Origin of the sequence: Arthrobacter sp. MP_M4 (genome assembly GCF_035984855.1) — a bacterium.
Taxonomy (GTDB): Bacteria; Actinomycetota; Actinomycetes; order Actinomycetales; family Micrococcaceae; genus Arthrobacter.
In genome coordinates this window covers 53916-75998 of sequence record NZ_JAXCHX010000022.1, presented here as the reverse complement: position 1 = coordinate 75998, position 22083 = coordinate 53916, and the positions used below count along the sequence as shown (strand labels likewise).

Below are 22083 nucleotides of genomic sequence, written 5' to 3'. Positions count from 1 at the left end.
CATGAACGGCCCCACGGATCCCTGGACGGCATGACGCCGAACCGCTACTGGGAAAACTGGACGCAAGAAAACCAATTAGCTATCGCATAGACTCCGGACTGCTAACGGGGGCCCAATCAGTATAGCCGTTTGGTCAGGGGGCGCAACAGCAGATGATGCGGAATGTGTATTAACGCGGCTTGATGCACCATCACGTGTAGTGACGAAAGTCCGTGGCCTTATCCATGAGAACGGCACGGGATATGCAGAATGGGATGACTTCAGAGTCGAAGTTTTATGGGGCCCCTTGGTCAAACTGAGTGAAGCTTCGAAATAGAACCGGCTTAAGGGCAAGCGGCAGGTTAGGAATCGAAGTGTGCCGGGTCGGCCCACTAGAGTCAGGTGTATGAGTGAGCTCGAGATTCCCGACCTGACAGGCCTCGGGCTGTTCGGCGCATTTGCAGGCGCTGGCGCTTTAGGCCTTTACTGGACGCTTGGCCCGTCGATCAAAGCGGTCGGAAACGCATTCGGTCAGTGGACCGAATACCGCATGAGTAACCTCCTTCGGATAGGTGAAAAGGTCAGCGCGCGTCGAGACTCTCAAGCCGACATCGACGATGGCTCTCCGAGAGCCGTCCACCCGCGCCTAGCGGTGGACCTCATAGAGAATGCATCGTGGGTGGATGACGACTTACATCAGGAGTACTTCGCGGGACTACTTGTTGGGGAGAAGAGCGAGTCTGATGAGGGTCTCTTCTACTCACGCGTCGTGTCGGGCCTGACGGCTTCGCAAGTCAGACTTCATTTCCTGATCTACCGCGCCTACGAGGGATCATTTGGAGCAGTTCAGGCTCCTCGGTTCAACGGCGGAGACGAGGGCCTTCGGCAACTCGCGGTACGCGCCTCGAAGTCATCGTTTGCAGATGCGATGCAACTCGAGTCGGTCGCGTCACCGTCCTGGGCGGCAGCGGTGCACGGCCTCGAGAGAGCGGGGTTGGTGAGCCAGATAGCTCCAGTCGCGGCGGGAGACGACACAATCGCAGCGATACCGAGCCTGCTTGGCGCAATCATTTATCACAGAGCGCTTAGCTACACACCCATTGGCATAGACGCGATTCGTTCGGATCGTGCGCAGCTCGAGCGTATCGACGGGAACTCTTACGCGTCATTCCCCGACGGTGTGGCGGGTCTGGCGGACGCCGTGATTGGCGCCGCTTGAGCAAGACGAGCGGCGTCACGAGATTCCAGTGAGGGATTCTCCAACGGGATAGCACGGAGCTGCTACAGAGCCGGATCGCAGGCACTTCATCGCATTCACGCGCGTGCAAAAGTTTTCGCTCATCCGTCCCGCCGAACAGCGCCCTCCGCGGGATGCTGGCGCCTGGGCCCTGCCGGAACGCGGCTACGCCGGCGCCGCGGCGCGTGCCATCCTTGGGATATGGCACGAACCTGGTTGTCGGTGACGGTGGAGCTGCTCGGTGGTCGTGGTGAGGAGCTGTGGCCGTGGCCCGGGCGCATCTTCGCCGTGGGACCGTCGCACACCTTCATGGATCTCGCCGACGCCATCAACAATGCTTTCGCCCGGTGGGACCGCTCGCACCTGTCAGTGTTCACCCTGGCCAACGGCCGGGTAATCACTGACGAAGAGACGGGAGCCGAAATGGCCTCGTCGATCCGCGGGCCGATCATCGCACCAATCGACATCGCTGCTGCCAAGGTCGCCCGGACGCTGGAGCCGGGGGCTGAGTTTCAGTTCACGTTCGACCTCGGTGACGCCTGGATGCACCGGTGTGTGGTCGGGGAGGTGAAGGTCGACCCGCTGGAGGTATTGGGTGTCCGTCCTGATGCCCCCTTGCCTTACTGGGGCTGGGGGAGCATTCCGGACCAGTACGGGCGCCGGTGGGCTGCTGACGATGGGGAGAGCCGGGTTCCGGGGAGACCGGGCCGGCTGCACCCGATGCTGCTGCACGCGTGGCCCGCAGAGGTGCAGGTGCCGGGGCTCGACCTGTCCGAGCTGCGTGAAGCGATCGCGGCAGCAGATGCGGCCCGGTTCCTCGCGGCGGTGACGGGACGGCACATCGATGATGCTCTGCAACAGGTGGGGGCGGGCATAGCGATGGCGCTGGAGCAGAGAGGCCGGGACGCCGAGCCGGTGGCAGTGTCGGTTATCAACCGGCTGACTTGGCGCGACGGCCCTGGTGACCGGCTGCTGGCCGAGGACCTGCTGGCACGTCTGCGCCGCGACCCGCTGGCGGGCCGGGTGGTGCCGGTAGACCTGGACATGCTCAGCACCGTGCTGGAAGGGGATCCCGAGCTGTCGACCGGTGGCTATCTCGACCTGCGTACCGGGCAGGTGTACGACGATAGTGCCACTGACCCGATGATGGTCGGGGAGGGCGCCGCCATCGACGTGGAGGAGGAACCGGAGCGTTGGCTTCGGCTCAACTGCACTGGTTCGCGGGACGGCTGGCGGGACATGGCGGTCTTCGCCGAGCGGCAGCGCGATGAGGCCCTCCGGGAGCGGCTGGAGCGGGCGATCGAAGGCAAAGGTGCCTTCGTCCGGTTCCGCGACCTCGTCCACGGCGAGAACCTTAGCGAGCAGTGGTACGCCTTCTCCACCGACCGCCAGATGGGCCGTGCCCGCGAGGTCCTGGCTGACAATGGCATCCGCGTGGGCTGACGAGCCGGGCCCGGTCAGCGCCGGCGCAAGACCGTGTCGCCCGCACCGTACCGAAGATTGCTCCTGTGATGGTGATTGTGGCGGGGGTTGTGGGACAACATACGGGACGGCCAAGTTACGCGGCGGGCTGCCGTGTGCGGTCGGCGGGGGAGTGTCCCACCGGGGTCATCCTGGATCCAAGGAAGTGGAACACCCTACGGCCGTCGCGTCAGGGATCCGGAGGCTGGTCTAGCGGTGTGGAAGCTGGAGGAGTGCTTCTAGACAGTCAAAGAGCAAATCGACTCCGATCTTTCCAGCCGCAGCCGATGCTGCGATTACGAATGCCTCTAGGGCACGAGCGGAGAGCGGGCGTTTTGGGCGCTGGGGCCTCTTACGGGGGTCCATGTCTTTTTACATGCGTAGACGCAGCAGGAAAGGGGTGGGAAGGCTCGAATTGAGGCCGTCAGTAAGCCTTATCTAAAGGCTAGCTGAGCGCCGCATGGCCAGGGAGCGACGCCGGCCGCAGACTTCCCCCATGGCCGTCCATGACTTGGCGATTGTGTGCCGTAGGTGGATCAGCCTGCGGGGCGACATGGCGATTCGGGATGCCGGCGGAAACCTCAGAGGGAGCTCGGGCACGGCCCCGACGCGATTCAAGCCGGCAATCAGCGCCTATGTTCTGTCGGTGGTTGCTTGCGAGGCGCACGAGCCGCTGCCTCGACAGTCACGATGGGCCGCCCTGCAGCTCCAGGTAGTCAAGGAGGAGCTTCATCGCGCGGATCGCTTCTAGGGCGTCCTGCTGTTCGACTCTTGTGCCGCCCTCATGGACCGCAACATGCCGCTTCGTATAAAGGGCGTCGCCAGCTGTCGAAACATCCTGGGGTGCCCCAATGAGACGACGCTTCACGTCTGTACCACCTCCGCCGCTGGCCATCTCGACCGCGAGACGTGCGGCGAGCACGGCCTCGCGGTATCGGCCACCCTCGAAATGAGTTACGGCCGTACGTGAGTGCGCCGCGACCGGAGATTCCTCTTCCAGAGCACGGAACGCATCCCGGTACGCGGTGTCCGGGGTCGGTCCGAGCAGGTATGAGAGCTGGGCGTCGCCTTGGAAGAGGAGCACGTCATACGAGTCCACGGCAGTCCCACCAGAGACCAGCACGTAGTCCTGGTATCCGTCCTTCTCATAGAGGTTCGGCATGTGCCTATACGCGCCAGTGAAGATAGGGCTGGCAAGGAATTCGGTCAAGTGCTCCTTAGTCTTGCCATACATCTCGACCTTGCGGCCGGTCACCTTCTCCCGGAGTCGGAGGCCGAGACTCCCATTCCCGCCGGGGTACTCCTCGATGTAGCACCAAACGGAGACAGGCGGTGAGGTAATTCGCGCGGGCAGGATGTTAACTATCACCGAGAACTTGCCATCGAGCTGCACCGCGATCTCTTGCGCGTTCTGCATGACGATTGGTGCGGAGATGGCGACGTGCTCCTTGCGGTTCCGGGGCTCGATAAGCCCCCCGCCGTGGGCATAGCAGTCCTGCAGCAGATTCGACAACGGCGCTAACGGTTGAAGCATCGGTTCGGCAGTCAGAACACGCACCGTCCGCCGGGTCAACTTTTCACGAAGGCAGAGGTCGGGTGTTCCGTCAGGGTGATCGAAGTACTCCACGTAGCACTTGATCATGCCGGAACTCTGCGCGCTGCGGGCAGTCACTTTCGCTGCTTGCGCCGCGCGGCGTGCTTTCGAACTCGGCGAGCTCATTCTGACGTCCTCTCGCTCACGTTCACCCGATCAATTCAACCGTTGGCGGCCCGACGCCTTCAGCCACGATCTGCTCGTGGACCGAAGGGGCAGAGCCAATAGCTTCGCAATTTTGGACAGATCCGATCAGTCGGAGATGAATCGATCCGGCTACCAGCTAGCCATTCGAGAACCATACCTGCCCAGAGATGCCGGATGGCGCTCTGAGATCGGTCGGCGATCGTGCCCGACTGGCGATCCTTCACCGGATACCGTCAGCGACCCTATATCGATAGCCGCAAGTCCCGAAGTGCGACTGTTCGACATCGCTCGCTCTACGGTCAACAGCACCATTCAACGCTCCGTGCCAGCCACGTGACCTCGACACGTTGAGGTCTCATCTTCCACGCCGTTGGCGCAGGTAGCCTGTGGGAATAGTGTCCCGAGGTGGAGGACAATCACAGCGCAGGATCTCATCCAGCGTCGAATGCTGGAGGTAGATCGAATGGGTGCGCCGTATGTATCTATGAGGCGGTTGGTTGATAACTCGCTGTCTGCAATCCTGGGCGCAGTCGAGGTCTACAACAAGCCGCGGATGACATACAGGGATGAAGTCACCGTGATGCTTGTGGTGAATGCCTGGGAACTCGCGCTGAAGGCAACCTTGCGGAAGAACGGTAAAACGATCTTCTATCCCAAGAATCGAGGCGATCAGTACCGATCGCTCACCCTCGACGATTGCCTTGGAAGAGTCTCCGCACAAAATCTCTGGCCCGCCCACATTGATGGTCCAGCTGTAGTAGCAAACGTGAAGGCCCTCTCGGAGTACCGGGATCGCGCCATTCATCTCTACAACGCCCAAGGTCTGGGGGCGATCATCTACCCATTTCTGCAACAAAATGTCCTTAACTACCGGGACTTCATGCTGGCCAAGTTCAACAAGGATCTTGCTGATTCCATGACATGGCAGCTCCTGCCGCTTGGAGCGACAGCGCCGGCGGACGCCGTGAGGTTCATGCGCACGGACGGCAATGCAACCATGGTTACCGAAGTGCGGCAGTTCATCGAAGCGCTGCGAGGTTACATGGACGACGCAGAGGCGGCGGGCAGTGAAATGTCGCGCGTTGCCACGATCTACGACATCAACATGCAGTCCGTGAAGAAAATGACGAGTGCGGACCTTGTCGTTGCCATCTCTCCGACGGGAGACGGGCAAGTTGTGGTGCGGAAGACCGACCCCAACAAGACTCACCCCTACAACATGAAAGAGCTACTGGTAAGGGTCAACGACCGACGTGAAGGGCGTCTCCTGAATAGCTACGACTATCAAGCCGTGTGCTGGAAAGAAAACCTGAAAGACGAGGCGAAATACGCGTGGAAGCACAGCAACGCGGCAAGCCACGTTTGGTCCGGCGACGCCGTCCATTTCCTAGCATCACTCGATGATGACTATTACGACAAGTGCCGAGCTGAGTATCGCGAGAGGGCTTAAAGCTGCGCCTAGGTAAGACTGTCGGCTCGCAGTCCGTGCGTATAGCGAGGAGCTTGTACGAAGAAACCCGCTCCTACGGCGACCCCGGTCGCCAGGGCAGAGAGCAACCGGCGGCGTACGACGCAGACCAAGAAGTTATCGACTCAACCCATGAAAGAATGGGGTGATGTGGACGGAGACTAGCGGGATTATCGGTGTGGGCTACGAGGGCCACGATATTTCGTCGTTCATTCACCATCTTCAGCCGTGGAAGGTTGACGTACTCGTAGACGTTCGCCTGAATGCCATCTCTCGGAAAAAGGGGTTCTCCAAGACCGCACTTTCGTCTGCCTTGGCTGAGGCCGGCATTCGTTACGAGCATCTTCCCGTCCTCGGCAATCCCAAAGATAACCGTGACGGGTTCTGGGCCCCTGGTACGAATGCCGCGGTGTCTGCCCATGAAAAGTATCGAAAGTTGCTGCGCGCTGACTCAGCTCACGCTGCGATCCACTATCTGGCCCAGCTCGCGGCGACCGAACATGTGGCCCTTCTGTGCTTTGAGGCATCGGAGGCTTGCTGCCATCGTCGACTGGTGCTTGAGGCCGTTTCGGCCGAGGCTTCAGCTCTGTCTCGCACTTAGTTCTGCGACTGGGATCTGTAGACCCCTATGACGCTGAACGCTAGGGGGTGCTTCAACTGATTTCCGACGAAAAACAGCGGGCGACGATCGGGAGAACACATCTCCGTGAAGAATTTCTTGCGGATCTCGAACATGGCAGTGGCGTCTTCGCGGTCCTTCAGCCGTCGCTCGAGCGCGACAAGCTCCCAGTCGAGCAATCCCTGGACGTGCCCCTTGCAAGTCTTGTCTTCACAGAGGTAGGAATATTTTCCTTCGAACCGAGGTGCCTCCAGCAGCTGCACTTTGGGAGCATCTCCAAATAAATCTTCCTGGCCAAGGTTCACTTTCAGCTTTTGTGCCTGCTCCGGAGTCCAGCCTGGGTGAAGGGTTAGCTTGAAGTCTCGAACCTCACGGGGGCGTATCACCGCAAGCGACGGGAACTCCTTGCCGGCCCTCTGCGCCTTGAGTATTCCGCACATGCTCCATTGTGACGAAAGCGGCGATACATAACGATGACGCGGTTTCCAAGGATCCAAATGGGCGACAGCTTCTATCGTGGAACGGTCTGGAATGTAGCTTTCGCTTCTCGGATCCTTTGACGCCGGTTTCACCTGCAGCCGGATCAAGTCGTATTTTGTGAATTGGAAATACTCCTCCATTGAGCGGAACGGAATGGGGTAGAGACGTATCCACTCCGGGCCGCTCTCCCTCATTCGGATGCCCGCCACGCAGACGGTGTCGCCATAGGCTGCAGAGGGCTGGGGAGCAGCCTTCACCACGACAAGAACCTCCGCGCTCTCCCAGCGACTGTCGGGGTCCTTCGGATAGCAGCTGCGTCCGTCTCCATCGAGCGGCAAAAGATCGAACATTTTAGTCCCCCAGTCGTTTCGATAATTATGCACAGAACGATGGAGAACTCTTCGATTCTCAAAACCCGATTCGCGGACCTAGATCGCCTATGTGGTTTCGAGAACTGTTACCGAGGCGCTTCACCTGACGGGCTGGAACGCCTTCGACTCTCGATTAACGTCGTTCTCGGAATTCTTCGTTTCCGAGAAGGTCTCATTGCTGGTATTCCCAGAGCGGGCGCTGGACTGCGGCTTTCGTTCGATGAGGCGTGAGGAACAACGTGTCCCGGTCCCAAAAAAAGTGGGACGAACGCGGTGTGCAGCATTTACGGCTCGCAAATACGGGTGTAGGTCGGAGCCCGCCTATACGATCTACCAATGACCGAAACCAAAGAGATTGATAACCCTGGATCGAATTTCACCCAGGTCCTGGACTCTGCGGCGAAGCTGCCGGGTGTGAGGATCAATAGAGCCACCTACCTCCGAACAGCACTTAAGCGCCACTGCACCGAGGAACAAATTAAGAGGGCAATCGCCGACAGCCCAGCGGCAGCGGGTATCCCACTCAAGGTCATCGCTGAGGTAGCAAACACCTCTATCGCTTATGAGACAAGCAAGGTCACCAGTCTCTCGGCCCTCGCAGGTATGCCCGGCGGCTGGGCAATGATCGGCACTGTCCCGGCCGATCTGGCGCAGTACATGGGCCACATGCTTCGAATTGCCCAGAAGCTTGCCTACATCTACAGCTGGCCTGATCTGTTCGCCGATAATGGCGAAGAAATCGATGAAGCAACCGAGAGCATGCTGACCCTGTTCGTGGGTGTGATGTTCGGCGTGCAGATCGCCCAAGGTGGAGTGGCAAAAGTCGCGAACATGATCGCCGCCAATGTGGTTAAGAAACTACCGCAGAAGGCACTCACTAAAGGGCTCATCTATCCGATCGTGAAAAAGGTCGCCGGCCATCTCGGTAAAAACATGACCAAACAAATCTTCGCCAACGGGGTCGCGAAGGCCATCCCCATCGTCGGTGCATTTCTCTCCGGAGGCCTCACCCTGGGCACATTCCTCCCCATGTCCAAACGGCTGCAAAAGCACCTCGCCAGCCTGGAGCTGACCAAACCAGGACACCGGACCGAAGAGGCCGAGATCATCATCGCCGAAGTCATCGACCTGGAGGTTGTCGGGGCCTAGAGGAAAAGCCGAACCGTCAGAGCTGACCTAAGCCACGAGTCCAGCTGGCGCGTGCAGGCCATTGGGTGCGACAAGGTTGTCCCTGGGCAACTGCTCTGGGAGGCTGGTTCGGAGTTGATCAGCGCCCTTCGGGCTTGCGCAGCAAAACGACAAGCCGAACGTGTAGGAGTTCGCTCACCTGGACGCCAGGGGTTGCTGGGCGTCGCAGACAGAGTGTTACCCGACATCATCGGGGCGTGCGCCGTTAAACCAGCGGAAGCAAACCGAGCAGAACGTCGAAGGGTCGGGGGCTGCGGTGAGTCTGACCGGAAATCCATAGTCGCTCAGGCGCTGCGGTTCTGAGTAATAGAGCTCCCTGGTGTCCTTTTCGCAGAAGTACTCGCCGCCCCACTGGTGGATTTCGTGTACGGGATATCTCTGATGAGTCAGGTGACCCAGGTCTTCGATTATTCGTTCCAAATGCGCAGCATTGGCGTCAGTCCTTTGCTCAATGTTGAAAGTCATCCTTCCGCCGGACTTAATTGATGAGCGCCTCACCTGAATCTGTCTCTGGTCATCGGCAGTCGCCAATGCGGCGCTTTCCGCGATACCAAGGATGACGTCGGGTTTTCCGTCGGAAATCCGCCAACCTGACGTTGGTTGCCTGTAATTACTGCCAGCAAACATGTTGAAGACCTCAAGTCCGGTGATTGGGGAATCACGGGCGGTCATTCCCGCTGGCATCTTCCAGGACCTGAACCGTGGAGAAGCATTGAGGTGGATCACAACTAGGCTAAGCCCGGCAAGATCGAAAACCAGCGACGGTTTTTCGTCAATCACAAAGTAGGTCCCGGGACTCCTTCGCAGCTCCGCTGATTCGCGTGCCGACGTTACTGTGGAGAAAGCCGGCGCGGTGGTGCTGTAACGCTTAAGCGTCGTGCTGTGCCAGGCGTTCCGCCTGGCAGTGAGCAGATGGACATCGGATCGGCGAATGTAGGCCGCAGGGGTGTCCAATAGATCTAGGTCCCGGGGGAGCGACACGGGCTTGATCAGCATGTCCTAGCCCTTCGCGAAAGGCAGCGTCGAAGCCGATGCCGCTAGGCCCGCCTCGCTCGGCACCCTGAGCCTTGCCTCCGCGAACCGCGGCGCCATCGATTCCATTTGTTCCATGACCAGCTTGATTGCCTCCGGCTGCTTGTCCGGTGGATAACCGTTGATCACCAGAAGCCGTTTGATGGATGAGCGAAGTTTCGCCCGGACATCGTCCCGAACCGTCCAGTCCGTGCGCACATCGCGCTGCATGACGCCAACGAGCTGCCGAGCGATCTCGGCTAGCTTCCCTTCTCCCTGGACCACAACCGCGGATTCGTTCTGGGCCACCGCGTCGTAAAACGCCAGCTCATCGGAGTTCAGTGGGGGAGTGAAATGGGCACCGCGCTGCCCCTCGGCCGCCACTTCGCGGGCCAGTTCCACCAGCTCCGCTATCACTTCCGCGGACGTGAGCTGCTGGTTTGTGTATTTTTTCATCAGTTCGCTGATCCGCTCGGAAAACGCCCGCTGGCGGATCACGTTATTCCGTGTCGTCTTGGCGGACTCGTCAGCGATTAGCTTCCGTAGCGCCTCGATGGCCAGCTGCGGATTTCGCGCCTGCTGGGTCTTGGCGATGAATTCCGGCGTCAGGTCATCCAGCGACGGCTTGGGCATGCCCGCCGCCTCGTAGATATCCAGCACGTCACCGGAGGAAGTTGCGGAGGCAATCAGCTCTCCCAACAACCGCTGGATTTCCTCCGGCACCGGCTCGCCGCTGGCCTGCCGATCTGCCGCGTCATACTTTGCCATCCAAACGCGGATCTCCTCGTACACCTGAATCTCGGGCCGCAGCTCGGCCAGCGTCTCGGACCCTGAACACAAAGCCCACGCCCGGGACAACTGGCTGGAGAACCTGCGGTACTTCGCGGCCCGCGACTCCTCGCCCTCAGCAGGCTGGTTGCCGGGCGTGCCAGGGCTCCGCAGGTAACTCACTGCACCGGTGACGGCGTTCAGGAACGCCTTTGGCCCGCTCTTCAGCAGCACGTCCTTCCAGGCGTACCCTGCAAGCAACTCCCGCAGGGAGTCCACCAGCGAAAGCGTCACGCCAACGGCCTCATCGATGTTCCTACCTACCGGCTTGTTCCTCCGGTCGGACTGCGTGTACTCGCCCAGCGCCTTGGCCAGGTTCTCCGCCAGCGGCGCGTATGCGACCAGCAGCCCGTCCTCCTTGCCGCGGAAGGTGCGGTTCACACGCGCCAGGGTCTGCATCAGCAGCGCGCCTTTGAGCGGCCGGTCCAGGTACAGGGTGTGCAGCGGCGGGGAGTCGTAGCCGGTGAGCATCATGTCCTTGACAATTACCAGTTCCAGCTCGTCGTCCACGTCCTTGAGCCGTTCCTTCACGGTCGCATTCAGGGAGTCGCGGCGAACGTGGTCGGAGACCGGCGGCACATCGGACGCGGTCCCGGAGTAGACCACCTTGATCTTGCCCTTGGCGAGGTCGTCGGAATGCCACGCGGGCCGCAGCTCCACGATCGCCGTGTACAGCTTCGCGCAGATTTCCCGCGTGCCGCCTACGATCATCGCCTTGCCTGGCGCCTCAATGAATTTGCCCATCCTGGCGCTGCGGTTCTCCCAGTGCGCCACCAGGTCCGCGGCCAGCGCCGCGATCCGCGTCGGCGCACCGTATACGGCATTCACGACGGCGACGCTCGCCTCGATGCGCGCCCGCTCGGTGTCGTCCAGCCCCAGCGTGGCTTCGTCGGCTGCCTGGTCCAGAATCTCCTCGGTAAGGTCGGCGGCCAGACCCACCTTGATCAGCCGCGGTTCGAAGTACACCGGAACCGTGGCGCCGTCCTCCACCGCCCGGGAGAGGTCGTAGACGTCAATGTACTCACCGAACACATCCTGGGTGTTGCGGTCATCGAAGGAGATCGGCGTGCCGGTGAAGGCGATCAGCGTGGCGTGCGGCAGCGCGTCGCGGAGGTGCCGGGCGTAGCCGTCCAGGTCGTCGTAGTGGGAACGGTGGGCCTCGTCCACCACCACGATGATGTTGCGCCGCTCGGAAAGTAGTGGGTGCTCGGCGCCCGCGTCTTTCTCCGACTTGCTGCGGCCGAACTTTTGCAGGGTGGTGAAGTAGATGCCGCCGGTGGTGCGGTTGCTCAGTTCCGCTCGGAGCTCGGAGCGTTTTTTGATCTGCTTGGGGGACTCTGCCAGCAGCAGGCTGCGGTCGAAGCCCTCGAACAGCTGGCCGTCGAGTTCGTTGCGGTCCGTGATGACCACAACGGTCGGGTTCCTGAGTTTGGGGTGCCGTGCCACCAAGTTGGCGTAGAGCTCCATTTCCATGGACTTGCCAGAACCCTGCGTGTGCCAGACAACCCCGGCCTTGCCGTTGCTTTCCACAGCCTGGACGGTGCTGCCCACGGCTTTGGTCACGGCAAAGTACTGGTGCGGCTTCGCGATGCGCTTGCTGAGCCCTTCCGATCCTCCATCAAAGGCGGTGAAGTTGCGGATTAGCTGCAGGAACCGCTCCTGGTTGTAGAGACCCTGGAGCGAAGTCTCCAAAGCCGTCACAGCTTGGCCGTCTTCCATGAACCCCGGGGCAACCGGCTCGCCGTCGTCATCGACGTTCCACGGTGAGAAGTGGTTGAGGGGAGTGAACGGTGTGCCGTACTTGGCCTGGATCCCGTCCGAGGCGAGCGTGAACACGCAGAAGCGGAACGCCATGGGGAACTCGCGCAGGTAGGTCTGCAGCTGGGCGTGGGCGGCGGCGACGTCGGCTGTGGCGCTGCCGGCCTTCTTGAGTTCGATGATGCTCACCGGCATGCCGTTGCAGTAGAGCACTACGTCGAAGCGGCGTTTGTAGTCGCCCTGCACGAGGGTGACCTGGTTTACCGCGAGCCAGTCGTTCTGGTCCGGATCCGAGCTGAGCAAATGGATTGTGGGGTTGGCATCATTGCCGTCCGAGTCGATGTAGCTGAGCCGGTAGCCGTCCACGAGATAGTTGTGGATGCGGTGGTTCTCGGTTATGGCATCGTTGGACTTGGGCGAGCCCATTTCCGCGACAGCCTGCTGGAGGTACTGGGCCGGAACCGTCGGGTTGAACCGCTGCAAGGCCGTGAGCAGCCGCGGCCGGATCAGCAACTCGTCCCAGGAATCCCGCTCGCACCCGCCGGGCGCGATGTCCTGCCCGGTAGCTGACCGCCAGCCGAGCGGCTCGGCCAAAAGGTCTATCGCCATGCCCTCCCAGTCGGCTTCGGAAAAGGCTACTGCGGGTGCTGCTGTCACGGTGGTTCCCCCTGATGGACCGGATGTCATGCTAAATGTCGTGTGAAAGTTCGGCTTACAGTTCGCTGATGCTGGGCAGGATGAGCACGAGCTGACGTTACCAAGTCAATTGTGAAATCGGCGCCTGCATGATTGCCTCTGCGGGCCCGCGCAGCCAATGAGAACGAGTGTCCCGGGCGCCCCTTTCGCAAGGACCTCACGTGGACCCACCAACGCTGCGACGCGCTGCCACAAGATTGCGAGTTGGGGCCGCCCTTGCGTGATGCGACTCCCGGTTCGTGGCGGAGATTGTCTTCGAGCGGCCGGTGCTGACCTGACCGGTGACGGGAAGCGAGCAGCTCGGGACACCAGTCCGTCACGGATCTGGACGCGGGAGTGCCCGGGAAGGAAGAGTCGCTGCCGCGCTTCCGCGTCCCAGGCTGAGTCTTGCCCTCGTTGACTTTCATACGCCTGCGTTCACGAGTACGTTCTCGGCGTTCTTGACCCGCAACTTGCCGGACATGAGCTGGGGGAGCAGAGCGTCGCGGAGCCCGGAGAGGCATGAATTCTCGACCACGACGGCGGTGATCTTTTCGAGCAGCGGGGCAACTCGGGCTTCAGTTGACTTCAGTGCCTCACAATCGAATGCCGGAAATTCCAAGTGGTCGAAAGTCTTCATCGTGATCGTGTCAAAGACGGAGCCGTGGGCAATTTCCTTGGCCCTCAGCATTGCTCGCGTGATTGCGAAGTAGAGGACACCAGATGGTATTTCACCCGGCACGAACCCATAGCACGACTGATTGAATGACGCAGGCGCCGCCAGCCTGGCTACCGCCCCGACCGTTCCTCTTGCCGTGAGGATGACGCTTCCAGCAGGCAAAGGCTTCGCCTTAGTGCCGGTGATCGCCGCATATGTGATTTTCTCGTCTGTGGAACGTACGACTCCAAACTCCGCGCCGGTAATGTCCTTCGCTGAAGCCCAAAGCTGATCCCCCGTCCAGAAGTCCGGGCGGGATCTTGGCGGCGTTCCACCCAAAACGGGGCTTAACACCTCGCTCATGGGCCGGGTCTCGAGTCCGGCGGCAGAGCGGTCATACATCAGTCCAGCAAGGCCCCCTGCCGTTGCGGCGAGCTTGGTGTTGGCGGCGATCTTGTCGTCGAGGGCGCCCAGTACCTCCGCTATTGCACGCTGTTCGTCATACCTTGGCGCGGGAATTTGCACTTTCAGTAGGGCTGGCTGACGAATTCCGAGAACCGTCGTGCCTGTAGCCCTACCTTGAAGGTCAGACTGGACTTGAGTTGTCTGGAAAGAATAGAAGAGGAAACGACTGTCCAGAACGCCAGCCCGGCCGCGGAGCCCGAACACGCGCTGCGCCAGAGTCAGCGGTTCATCCGACTCGACCAACGCGACGCGGCCGAGCGGTGCCTCGCTGGTGAGGACCACGTCGTGCCTACGCGTTTTGTGGGGCATCCACTTATTCCATACGTCCGGCGAAACGCGTCGGGCGGCCGAGAGATCGAGCACACCGTTGCCCACAGACATGCCCGAAATGGCTGGAATGCCATGTTCGCTGAATTCGGGGTTCTTTCCGCGGTTGTCGATGAGGAATTCCAGTGAATCACCGAGAACCAGCGACGGCCAGGTCACGAGACCCGCCCCAACTGCTCACGCACAACCTGCGCCAGCCGCTCCGACTCCTCGAACTGCTCGTACAACTTCTTGGACAGCCGCGCGATCTTCTCCTCGATCGGCTCGCCGTCGTCCTCCGCGTCAGCAGCGCCGACGTATCGTCCGGGTGTCAGCGCGTAGTCAGCAGCTTTGACCTCCGCGAGACTGGCCGAATAGCAGAAGCCTGCCTCGTCGTCGTATGTCAGGCCGGACTCGACTGCTGACGTTGTCCCGCGCCAGGCGTGATAGGTGTTTGCGATCTTGGCGATGTCCTCGTCGGAGAGCGCGCGCTCGGCGCGGTCCACCATGTAGCCGAGGTTGCGGGCGTCGATGAAGAGCACCTGCCCGGTGCGGTCCACGGAGCCGTTCTTGCCCGCCGCCTTGTCCTTGGCGAAGAACCAGGTGCAGACCGGGATGCCGGTGCTGCGGAACAGCTGGGTGGGCAGGGCCACCATGCAGGAGACCAGGTCCGCCTCGACGAGCTGGGCGCGGATCTCGCCCTCGCCGCCGGAGTTGGACGACATGGAACCGTTGGCCATGACCACGCCCGCGCTGCCGCCGGGGGCAAGCTTGGAAATGATGTGCTGGATCCAGGCGTAGTTGGCGTTGCCGGCAGGAGGGACACCGTACTTCCAGCGGGGGTCGGACTCGGAACGTGCCCAGTCCTTGATGTTGAACGGCGGGTTGGCCATGATGAAGTCCGCGCCGTGGGTCCCGGTCAGTTCCGGGTGCTGGTCCCGGGCGAAGGTGTCGCCCCAGCGGGAGGCGAGGTTGGCGTTGAGGCCGTGGATGGCGAGGTTCATCTTGGCCATCCGCCAGGTGCGCTCGTTGAGCTCCTGGCCGTAGACGGAGATGTCCGAGCCCTCCATGTTGTGGGCTGCCAGGAACTTCTCGGCCTGGACGAACATGCCGCCGGAGCCGCAGCAGGGGTCGTAGACCCGGCCCTGGTGGGGTTCCAGTACTTCGACCAGGACGCGGACCACGCCGGCGGGGGTGTAGAACTCGCCGCCGCGCTTGCCCTCGGCCTTGGCGAATTTCTCCAGGAAGTATTCGTAGACCTCTCCGAGCAGGTCGCGGGCCTTGCTGGCGCCTTGGCCGGTAAACCGGGCCGAGTTGAAGAGGTCCAGCAGCTCACCGAGGCGGCGCTGGTCCACGTTGTCCCGGTTGTAGATGCGGGGGAGGGTGGCGGCGAGGGACTTGTTGTCCGCCATGACGAGGTCCATGGCCTCATCGATGAGCTGGCCGATTGACTTTGGTTCGGCGCCGTCCAACGGCGGGAGGCCCTTGGCGTTTTCAGCCAGGTAAGTCCAGCGTGCACGTTCCGAGACCCAGAAAACGCCGCGGCCGGTGTACTCGTCGACGTCGTCGATCAGCTGGGCGATCTGCTCCTCGTTGAGCCCGTCGGCCTCCAGCTCGGCCTGGATCTGGCCGCGGCGTTCCTCGAAGGCGTCCGAGACGTACTTCAGGAACACCAGCCCGAGGATCACGTCCTTGTACTGGGAGGCATCCATGGAGCCGCGCAGTTTGTCCGCGGCTTTCCAGAGGGTGTCCTTGAGTTCCTTCATGGTGGACGGGGCGAGGTCCACCTTCAATTTCGGGGGCATTGCTGGGTTCCTTCGGTTGGTGAGGCGGCGAGCTTACTGCTGGGGTCTGTCAGGGTGAGGCTTCCGCCCGCTACGCCGTCCGTAATCAGGGTAGCGAGTTCATCGAGGCGCGCGAGCCGTTCTCGGGCCTGTTGCTGCTCGTGTTGCAGCCGGTCGAGAGCTTCGCCCAGCTTCTTCCGCTGGGCATCCGGTGTGCGGCGCAGGCGCCACTGGCGCCAGGACTTGTCCGCTGCGGAAAGGCCGTTGATGTCGAAGGCAACGACGTCGGGCAACAGCCCACCGGGGTCACCGGCATCGATCCGCAGCACCCGGGCAGGGAATACGACGGCGGAACCGCCGTTCGTGTCCACCATGGCCGCAGGCCGGGGACTGGTGCAGAAGATGACGTCGCCAGGCCGGGTCAGCCGGCTCGCGGGATAGTTGGCTGCCAGGTCCAGTAAGCCTATGTACCGGGGCGGTGCGCTGTGCGGGTCAAGCAGCTCCGCCGGACCCACGACCCGGGTCCCCTCCTGTGCAGCCAGGTCCGCATCGTCGAGCCGGTTCCCCTTGAGGTACTTGAGCGTGCCGGCGGCGATCAGTTCCTGAACCGTGGCGGACTGGGCTGCCTTCGCGTTCGGCTCTGCGGGCAGGACGTTCACGGCAGCCGATTCTCTCGATTCGCTGAATTGCAGCAGGCGCACGAGTTCCTCCACTCGGAGTGCTGCCTCGGCACCACCGGGAATCCGAGCCGAACGGTGGGATGGCGCTGCCACCAACGACTTCCTGCTGGCCAGCAGCAGGCGGGTTTGCACCAGCCGGGCGAAGCGGAAGGAGTGGGCGCGCACCGTGGCGCCGTTTCCCATGGAGGAAACGACATCGCTGACCAGGTCCTGCTTCACGTCTTCTGTGAGGTCCTGGGTGCTGAGGTCCGCCACCATGGTCCAGCGCTCGGCAATGGGAACCTCAGCGAACGACGGTCCCAGCACCCAGAGTGCCTGGGCTTCGCGGGGCTTGGCACGCAGCAGGCCCTGGGGCAACCGCACGATGGCGCGCACCCGGCCGATCCGCAGCAGCCCCGCACGGAGCCCTGCAGGGCCGCCGTCCAGCGGCAGATCGCAGAGAACCCGTGCCGGGGCGATGATGACAGCCCGCTGCTGATCGTCCATCTGCAGGAGAAGGTGTTCCACGGCCGTGAGAATCTGCACTGGGTCCATGTCGGATTCACCGGGGGACGGGTACTGCGCCACGTGTACTACGGGTCCGTGGACGGCGAACTCGCCGCCGGGATCGACACGGGTCTGTCCGGTCTCCACGCCGTGCACCCGCAGGCGGCGACGCACCAGGCGGCCGGCGCCGCCGTCGTCGTCCGTTGTCAGAAAGGTGACGGGGGAGCTCTCGCCGGCTGCGTGCACGACGCCCATTAGGAGGTCGCTGCCGCCGCGGGTGGCGTCGGCAAAGACAGCGTTCCCGCCCAGGTTTGCGGCCAGTTCGACGGCAGCAGCGGCAACCAGCCCCACGGCAGAGTCGGTGAGGGCGGTATCCAAGGGTTCCCGTTGTCCCGTCCGGAACCGCGCCGTCAAGAGTTGCTCGAAAGCAGCAGGCGCGTTGTAGGCACTGTCCACCAGTCGGTCCGCGAACGCTGCCGTGGAGGCGAGCGACGCGCCCTTGGCCTCCAGCTCCGAATAGAGGAACCCGTCGTCGGGGTCGCATTCGTCCGCCAGGTCCAGCAGTTCAGCTGTGCTCAGTGTCCCCAGCGCGTGGCCGGTCATTGCCTTGAGCGTCAGCAGGGCGGTCAGAGCGTCCAGCGTGGTTCCCTCGGCGCTGCCGGCTGCTGCGCCGGGCACCCGGGCGAAAGCGGCGGCGTCGCTCACGGCTTCCGGGTTGTTCCCCCGTCCCGTGGCCGCCAGCCAGGCGGCGACCTGGTCGGCATCGAAAAGGTCATGGCCGCCTTCCAGCGCTGCGGGCTCGGGAAACGGATGAGCTGACCCGGCGCTGCGTTTGCGCCACATGGAAACGACCGGGCGCTGGACCTGCGCCAGGGCAGCCACGTCCGAAAGGGTCATGCGCAGGGCATCTGCTTCATTCATTTCCGCCTCCTTACGACGTCGACCCCCAGCCTAACCGGACGGGCACATCTCTCCTTGGAAGTGCTGATAACCGGGGTTATCAGCAACCTTCGACACTGCACGGGCCGGGCCGCCGTAGTTTCGATTCTGTAGCTGACAGGGAATCCTCCGGAGCTGCGACGGCGGCGGCGGGGAACCACGCATTGGGGGACCGGTATCCCGCCGTCGCTCAGCAGCTACCCGAGATCAGAGGAAGAGAACATGTTGAACACCGAGACGAGCGAGCCAGCGGAAACGCACATCAAAGACGTGCTGCACGAAGGGAAGTCTCCTTCTGGCCAGGCAAAGCCGGCACGGAAGCGACGGATCTTCGCTGCCGTCGCCGTCGTCGCCCTGCTGGCGGGTGCCACCGCCATCGGCACCACGCTGCCGGATCCGAAATCCAGCGACGCCTACGCGGCGCTGGCGGCGGAGAAAGCATCCGTGGAGTCCGAGAGGGACGCGGCCGAGTCCAGCTACGCCTCGATGAAGTCCAAGTACGACACGCTGCAGAACGGCATCGCCGCCCGTGAAGCCAAGGTGACTACTCGGGAGGCCGAGGTGGGTAAAGCTGATGCTGCTGTGAAGACAGCGGACGCCGCCGTCAAGGTCCGCGAGGAGGCTGTCACCGGCGCCGAGAAGGCCAAAGCGGCCAACACCGTAGCGGACGGTACATGGACTGTCGGATCCGATATCGAGCCCGGCACCTACCGCGCTGTCGAAGCCGTGGGGTCTTCCTGTTACTGGGGCATCTACCGGAGCGGCAGCAACGGCGGCGACATCATCGAAAACGACATTCCCGGTGGAGGGCGCCCTGTCGTGGCCCTCTCGGTTGGCCAGGACTTCAATTCAACCCGTTGCGGCAAATGGGAAAAGCAGTAACTTCCCGCATCCCATCATTCATTCACCCTAGAAAGGCACCACATGTCCCACGAGATCTCAGAACAGCCCTTGGTCGCTACAATTGCTGCGCCCCAGCCCCGGCCGTTCTTCAAGAAGAAGCGCTTCCTCATTCCGGCAGGCGTCCTGGTGCTCGGCATCGCCCTTGGCTCCTGCTCCGGCGGCGCCACCAAGGCCAGCGACATTGGTCCCACAGCGGCGCCGTCGTCCGCTGCAGCGGCAGCGACTGCTGCTCCGGCAGTTGCCGCGCCGGCGCCGGCACCGACTGTCCCTGCCGGCCCGTCGATTGGGACACCGTTCAGCGTCAAGATGGGCAACGGCGACATCGCGAAGATCACGATCGTCTCTGCCGTGCGGACGGACGCTGTTGCCACGACGGCATTCGCCACCGCGGCGAAGAACGGCAGCTACTTGCTGTTGGACGTCCTCTGGGAAACAGAATCGGGTAAGACCAGCTCCAACCCGTTCTACTTCTCGGCCAAGGACGCTAATGGGCGCAAAGCCGATCTGAGCCTCTTCGCGGACAACCAGCTTGGTTCCGGTGACGTTCTGCCGGGTGACAAGACTCGCGGATTCATTGCTTTCGATATTGCGCCCGGTGCTTCGACCGTGATGATCTCCACCCCGCTGATGCAGGAAGCCGCACGGATCCAGATCCCCGGGTAAACCAGATGGGACTGCTGAAGATTTGCTTGACAAGCTGACATTCAGCCTTCAGCAGCTCCCGAGACATCACCAATATCTGCGCCGAACGTCGGCTTGTGTCCGGTAAAGGATTGCCCATCACATCGGGGGGCGTAGCGGAGCAAGTTCTCAATTCTCGACAGACATGTACATCAACTGTTAGACATCTCTCGGGAGGACGCCGGCCGCGCGAACGGAAGGCGCAGCGGCGCCACCCGGGGGGATAGTTTGGGGGTCACTGACTTACGGGCAACTCGGCGCCGCGCCGTAACAAGCCCAGCACGCCGCTGTTCGCTCCGGCGGTCGGTTCGTATGCCGCCAGGCCGGAGACCGGCGTATCTCGAGAATTCTTCTCCCCTCTGAAAGACCAGAGGGGCACACAAGTGCGGCCGTTCGGGGCCGACATAGCCTGATTGGGGTTCCAGCTATGCATGAAATCAAGTGCCCGCACTGCGGACAGACATTCACTATCGATGAGGCCGGCTACGCCGACATCGTCAAGCAGATCCGCGATGCTGAGTTCGAACAGCAGCTCCACGAGCGGCTCGAGCTGGCCGAGCAAGACAAGGCCACGACCCTCGAACTCGCGGAGACGAAGGCCGCCAGTGAACTTCAGAAGACTGCGGCGGACAAGGATGCCGCGATCCAGGAGCTGAAGGCGAAGCTCGATGCCGGTGAGGTCACACAGAAGCTCGCTGTAGCAGAGGCGCTTAGTGTCGTCGAAAAGGAGCGCGACGCGCTCGTGAACGAGCTCGAACAGACGAAGCTGGAGAAACAGTCATCGGTGGAGCTGGCCGAAGCGAAGCTCGTCAACGAACTTCAGAAGGCCGCCTCGACGAAGGACACCGCGATCCAGGAGCTCACGGCAAAGCTCGAGGCTATTGAGATCGTGCAGAGACTTGCGATCACCGAGGCAGTCAGCACTGTCGAAAAGGAGCGGGACGAATTCAAGAGTGGTCTCGAACGAGCCGAGCTTGCGAAGCAGCTCGGGGAGGCGTCCCTGAAGGACAAGTACGAAACCCAGATCAAGGACCGTGAAGAACAGATTGAGCGTCTGCGGGACCTGAAGGCGAAGCTGTCGACCAAGATGGTCGGTGAAACTCTTGAACAGCACTGCGAGATCGAGTTCAACCGCATCCGTGCCACAGCCTTCCCGCTCTCCTATTTCGAGAAGGACAATGATGCCCGGGCCGGTAGCAAGGGCGACTACATATTCCGCGATTCCGACAGTGCTGGTACCGAGATTGTCTCGGTCATGTTCGAGATGAAGAACGAGAACGACGGCACCGCGACAAAGCACAAGAACGAAGACTTCCTGAAGGAGCTGGACAAAGACCGCACCGAGAAGGGGTGCGAGTACGCCGTGCTGGTCTCTCTGCTCGAGCCCGACAGCGAGCTCTACAACACTGGGATCGTTGACGTCTCTCACCGCTATCCGAAAATGTACGTCATCCGGCCACAGTTCTTCATCCAGTTGATCGCGCTGCTGCGGAACGCCGCGATGAACTCGCTCAAGTACAAGACCGAGCTCGCGCTGGTTAAGGCGCAGAACCTCGATATCACGAACTTCGAGCAGCAGATCGATGACTTCAAGGACGCGTTCGGCCGCAACTGGCGGCTCGCCTCCGACGGTTTCGTGGAGGCGATCAAGCGCATCGACGAAGCGATCAAAGACTTGGAGAAGACGAAAGAGGCCCTGCACAAGTCGGCCAACAACCTGCGGCTTGCGAACGCCAAGGCCGAAGACCTCACAATTAGGAAGCTCACACGAGGCAACGCGACAATGGCCGCCAGGTTCGTGGAGCTGGAGGCTAAGACGGCCGAGTGGGAAGCCAACTGACGCGCCGGATAAGAAGACGCGGACGAGCTGTCGCATGACCGGTTCGGGGTCTTCCATGAGTTCGGAGAGCCGGCGGCACACCTGCGCCAGGGGCGGCAGGGAGAATTCTGCCCGGAAGCCGGCCCAGGTTGGATCGCTGATCGGTTGGGGTTTCAATGTCGCTGCCGGTCTAGTCGCTGATGTTTTCCAGCAGCCACTGGGTGGAGAGCGGGTTCCGGCGCAGCGTGAACGTCCTCAGGGCGGAGCCTGAAGTACCCAGGCGCACCTGGACCCGCCAGAATTCGATGCTGACCATGTCGCCGCTGCCTACGGCGGCTGTGCGCCTGGTGTCCCACCACGCGTCCCGTCCGTACCAGTGCTGGGAATCGGTGTCGGGATCGACAAGCCAAATTTGCCCGTCGTGGCGGATGGCGAGGGGTTTGCCCGAAGTGTCGGTCCGGACCTGCAGGTCGTGGGTCTTGGGGGCGGTGTCGGTGATGGTGCTCATGGGGTGGTGGTTCTTTCGTGGTTCTGTCGTGCAGGTGG

General features: G+C 61.9%; 15 protein-coding genes and 1 pseudogene. 8 read left to right on the top strand and 8 right to left on the bottom strand.

Going from position 1 to position 22083, the window contains the following annotated elements; translation table 11 throughout:
- The first annotated feature begins 385 nt into the window (after positions 1 to 385).
- Positions 386 to 1198: a hypothetical protein gene (locus RCH15_RS14875; RefSeq protein ID WP_326961438.1), complete on the top strand. Its 813-nt coding sequence runs from the start codon at positions 386 to 388 to the stop codon at positions 1196 to 1198.
- A gap of 219 nt (positions 1199 to 1417) precedes the next feature.
- Positions 1418 to 2659, top strand: a complete 1242-nt coding sequence (locus RCH15_RS14870) for a hypothetical protein (RefSeq protein WP_326961437.1) — start codon at positions 1418 to 1420, stop codon at positions 2657 to 2659.
- A 703-nt stretch (positions 2660 to 3362) separates the two neighbouring features.
- Here the strand turns inward: RCH15_RS14870 and RCH15_RS14865 are convergent.
- On the bottom strand, positions 3363 to 4319 hold the full coding sequence (locus RCH15_RS14865) for a hypothetical protein (protein WP_326961436.1): 957 nt from the start codon (positions 4317 to 4319) through the stop codon (positions 3363 to 3365).
- Between the two features lie 583 nt (positions 4320 to 4902).
- On the opposite strand from RCH15_RS14865, the gene RCH15_RS14860 reads away from it, so the two are divergent.
- Both RCH15_RS14860 and RCH15_RS14855 read left to right on the top strand, forming a co-directional pair.
- Positions 4903 to 5868 carry a DUF3644 domain-containing protein gene (locus tag RCH15_RS14860; protein WP_326961440.1) on the top strand — a complete coding sequence of 322 codons (966 nt, stop codon included), beginning with the start codon at positions 4903 to 4905 and terminating at the stop codon, positions 5866 to 5868.
- Positions 5869 to 6034: 166 nt separating this feature from the next.
- Positions 6035 to 6487, top strand: a complete 453-nt coding sequence (locus RCH15_RS14855; RefSeq protein WP_326961435.1) for a DUF488 domain-containing protein — start codon at positions 6035 to 6037, stop codon at positions 6485 to 6487.
- On the opposite strand, the gene RCH15_RS14850 is transcribed toward RCH15_RS14855, so the two are convergent.
- Positions 6484 to 7335 carry a hypothetical protein gene (locus RCH15_RS14850; protein ID WP_326961434.1) on the bottom strand — a complete coding sequence of 284 codons (852 nt, stop codon included), beginning with the start codon at positions 7333 to 7335 and terminating at the stop codon, positions 6484 to 6486. The two genes, RCH15_RS14855 and RCH15_RS14850, sit on opposite strands and share 4 nt — an antisense overlap.
- 357 nt (positions 7336 to 7692) lie before the next feature.
- Here RCH15_RS14850 and RCH15_RS14845 point away from each other — a divergent pair, with 357 nt between their 5' ends.
- Positions 7693 to 8505, top strand: coding sequence for a hypothetical protein (locus tag RCH15_RS14845; protein WP_326961433.1), 813 nt, complete (start codon positions 7693 to 7695; stop codon positions 8503 to 8505).
- Between the two features lie 216 nt (positions 8506 to 8721).
- On the opposite strand, the gene RCH15_RS14840 is transcribed toward RCH15_RS14845, so the two are convergent.
- The 5 genes and pseudogenes from RCH15_RS14840 to RCH15_RS14820 form a co-directional block, all read right to left on the bottom strand.
- The gene (locus RCH15_RS14840; protein ID WP_326961432.1) at positions 8722 to 9540 is read right to left on the bottom strand and encodes a hypothetical protein; all 819 of its coding nucleotides are present in this window, start codon (positions 9538 to 9540) and stop codon (positions 8722 to 8724) included.
- A 75-nt stretch (positions 9541 to 9615) separates the two neighbouring features.
- A pseudogene (locus RCH15_RS14835) lies at positions 9616 to 12828 on the bottom strand (type I restriction endonuclease subunit R); the annotation flags it as partial.
- A 412-nt stretch (positions 12829 to 13240) separates the two neighbouring features.
- Positions 13241 to 14425, bottom strand: a complete 1185-nt coding sequence (locus RCH15_RS14830; RefSeq protein WP_326961430.1) for a restriction endonuclease subunit S — start codon at positions 14423 to 14425, stop codon at positions 13241 to 13243.
- On the bottom strand, positions 14422 to 16050 hold the full coding sequence (locus tag RCH15_RS14825) for a class I SAM-dependent DNA methyltransferase (protein WP_326961429.1): 1629 nt from the start codon (positions 16048 to 16050) through the stop codon (positions 14422 to 14424). Before RCH15_RS14825 ends, RCH15_RS14830 begins: the two co-directional genes overlap by 4 nt.
- Positions 16035 to 18116, bottom strand: a complete 2082-nt coding sequence (locus RCH15_RS14820) for a hypothetical protein (protein ID WP_326961428.1) — start codon at positions 18114 to 18116, stop codon at positions 16035 to 16037. Before RCH15_RS14820 ends, RCH15_RS14825 begins: the two co-directional genes overlap by 16 nt.
- Positions 18117 to 18356: 240 nt before the next feature.
- Between RCH15_RS14820 and RCH15_RS14815 the strand changes: the two genes are divergently transcribed.
- The 3 genes from RCH15_RS14815 (at position 18357) to RCH15_RS14805 (ending at position 21558) form a co-directional block, all read left to right on the top strand.
- Positions 18357 to 19016, top strand: coding sequence for a hypothetical protein (locus tag RCH15_RS14815; RefSeq protein WP_326961427.1), 660 nt, complete (start codon positions 18357 to 18359; stop codon positions 19014 to 19016).
- A gap of 42 nt (positions 19017 to 19058) precedes the next feature.
- A complete protein-coding gene (locus RCH15_RS14810; protein ID WP_326961426.1) occupies positions 19059 to 19700 on the top strand; it encodes a DUF4352 domain-containing protein in 642 nt (213 codons plus the stop codon).
- 445 nt (positions 19701 to 20145) lie between these two features.
- Complete coding sequence (locus RCH15_RS14805) at positions 20146 to 21558, top strand: DUF2130 domain-containing protein (RefSeq protein ID WP_326961425.1); 1413 nt, start codon at positions 20146 to 20148, stop codon at positions 21556 to 21558.
- Between the two features lie 169 nt (positions 21559 to 21727).
- Here RCH15_RS14805 and RCH15_RS14800 read toward each other — a convergent pair whose 3' ends face one another.
- Positions 21728 to 22045 carry a hypothetical protein gene (locus RCH15_RS14800; RefSeq protein WP_326961424.1) on the bottom strand — a complete coding sequence of 106 codons (318 nt, stop codon included), beginning with the start codon at positions 22043 to 22045 and terminating at the stop codon, positions 21728 to 21730.
- Positions 22046 to 22083: the final 38 nt, after the last annotated feature.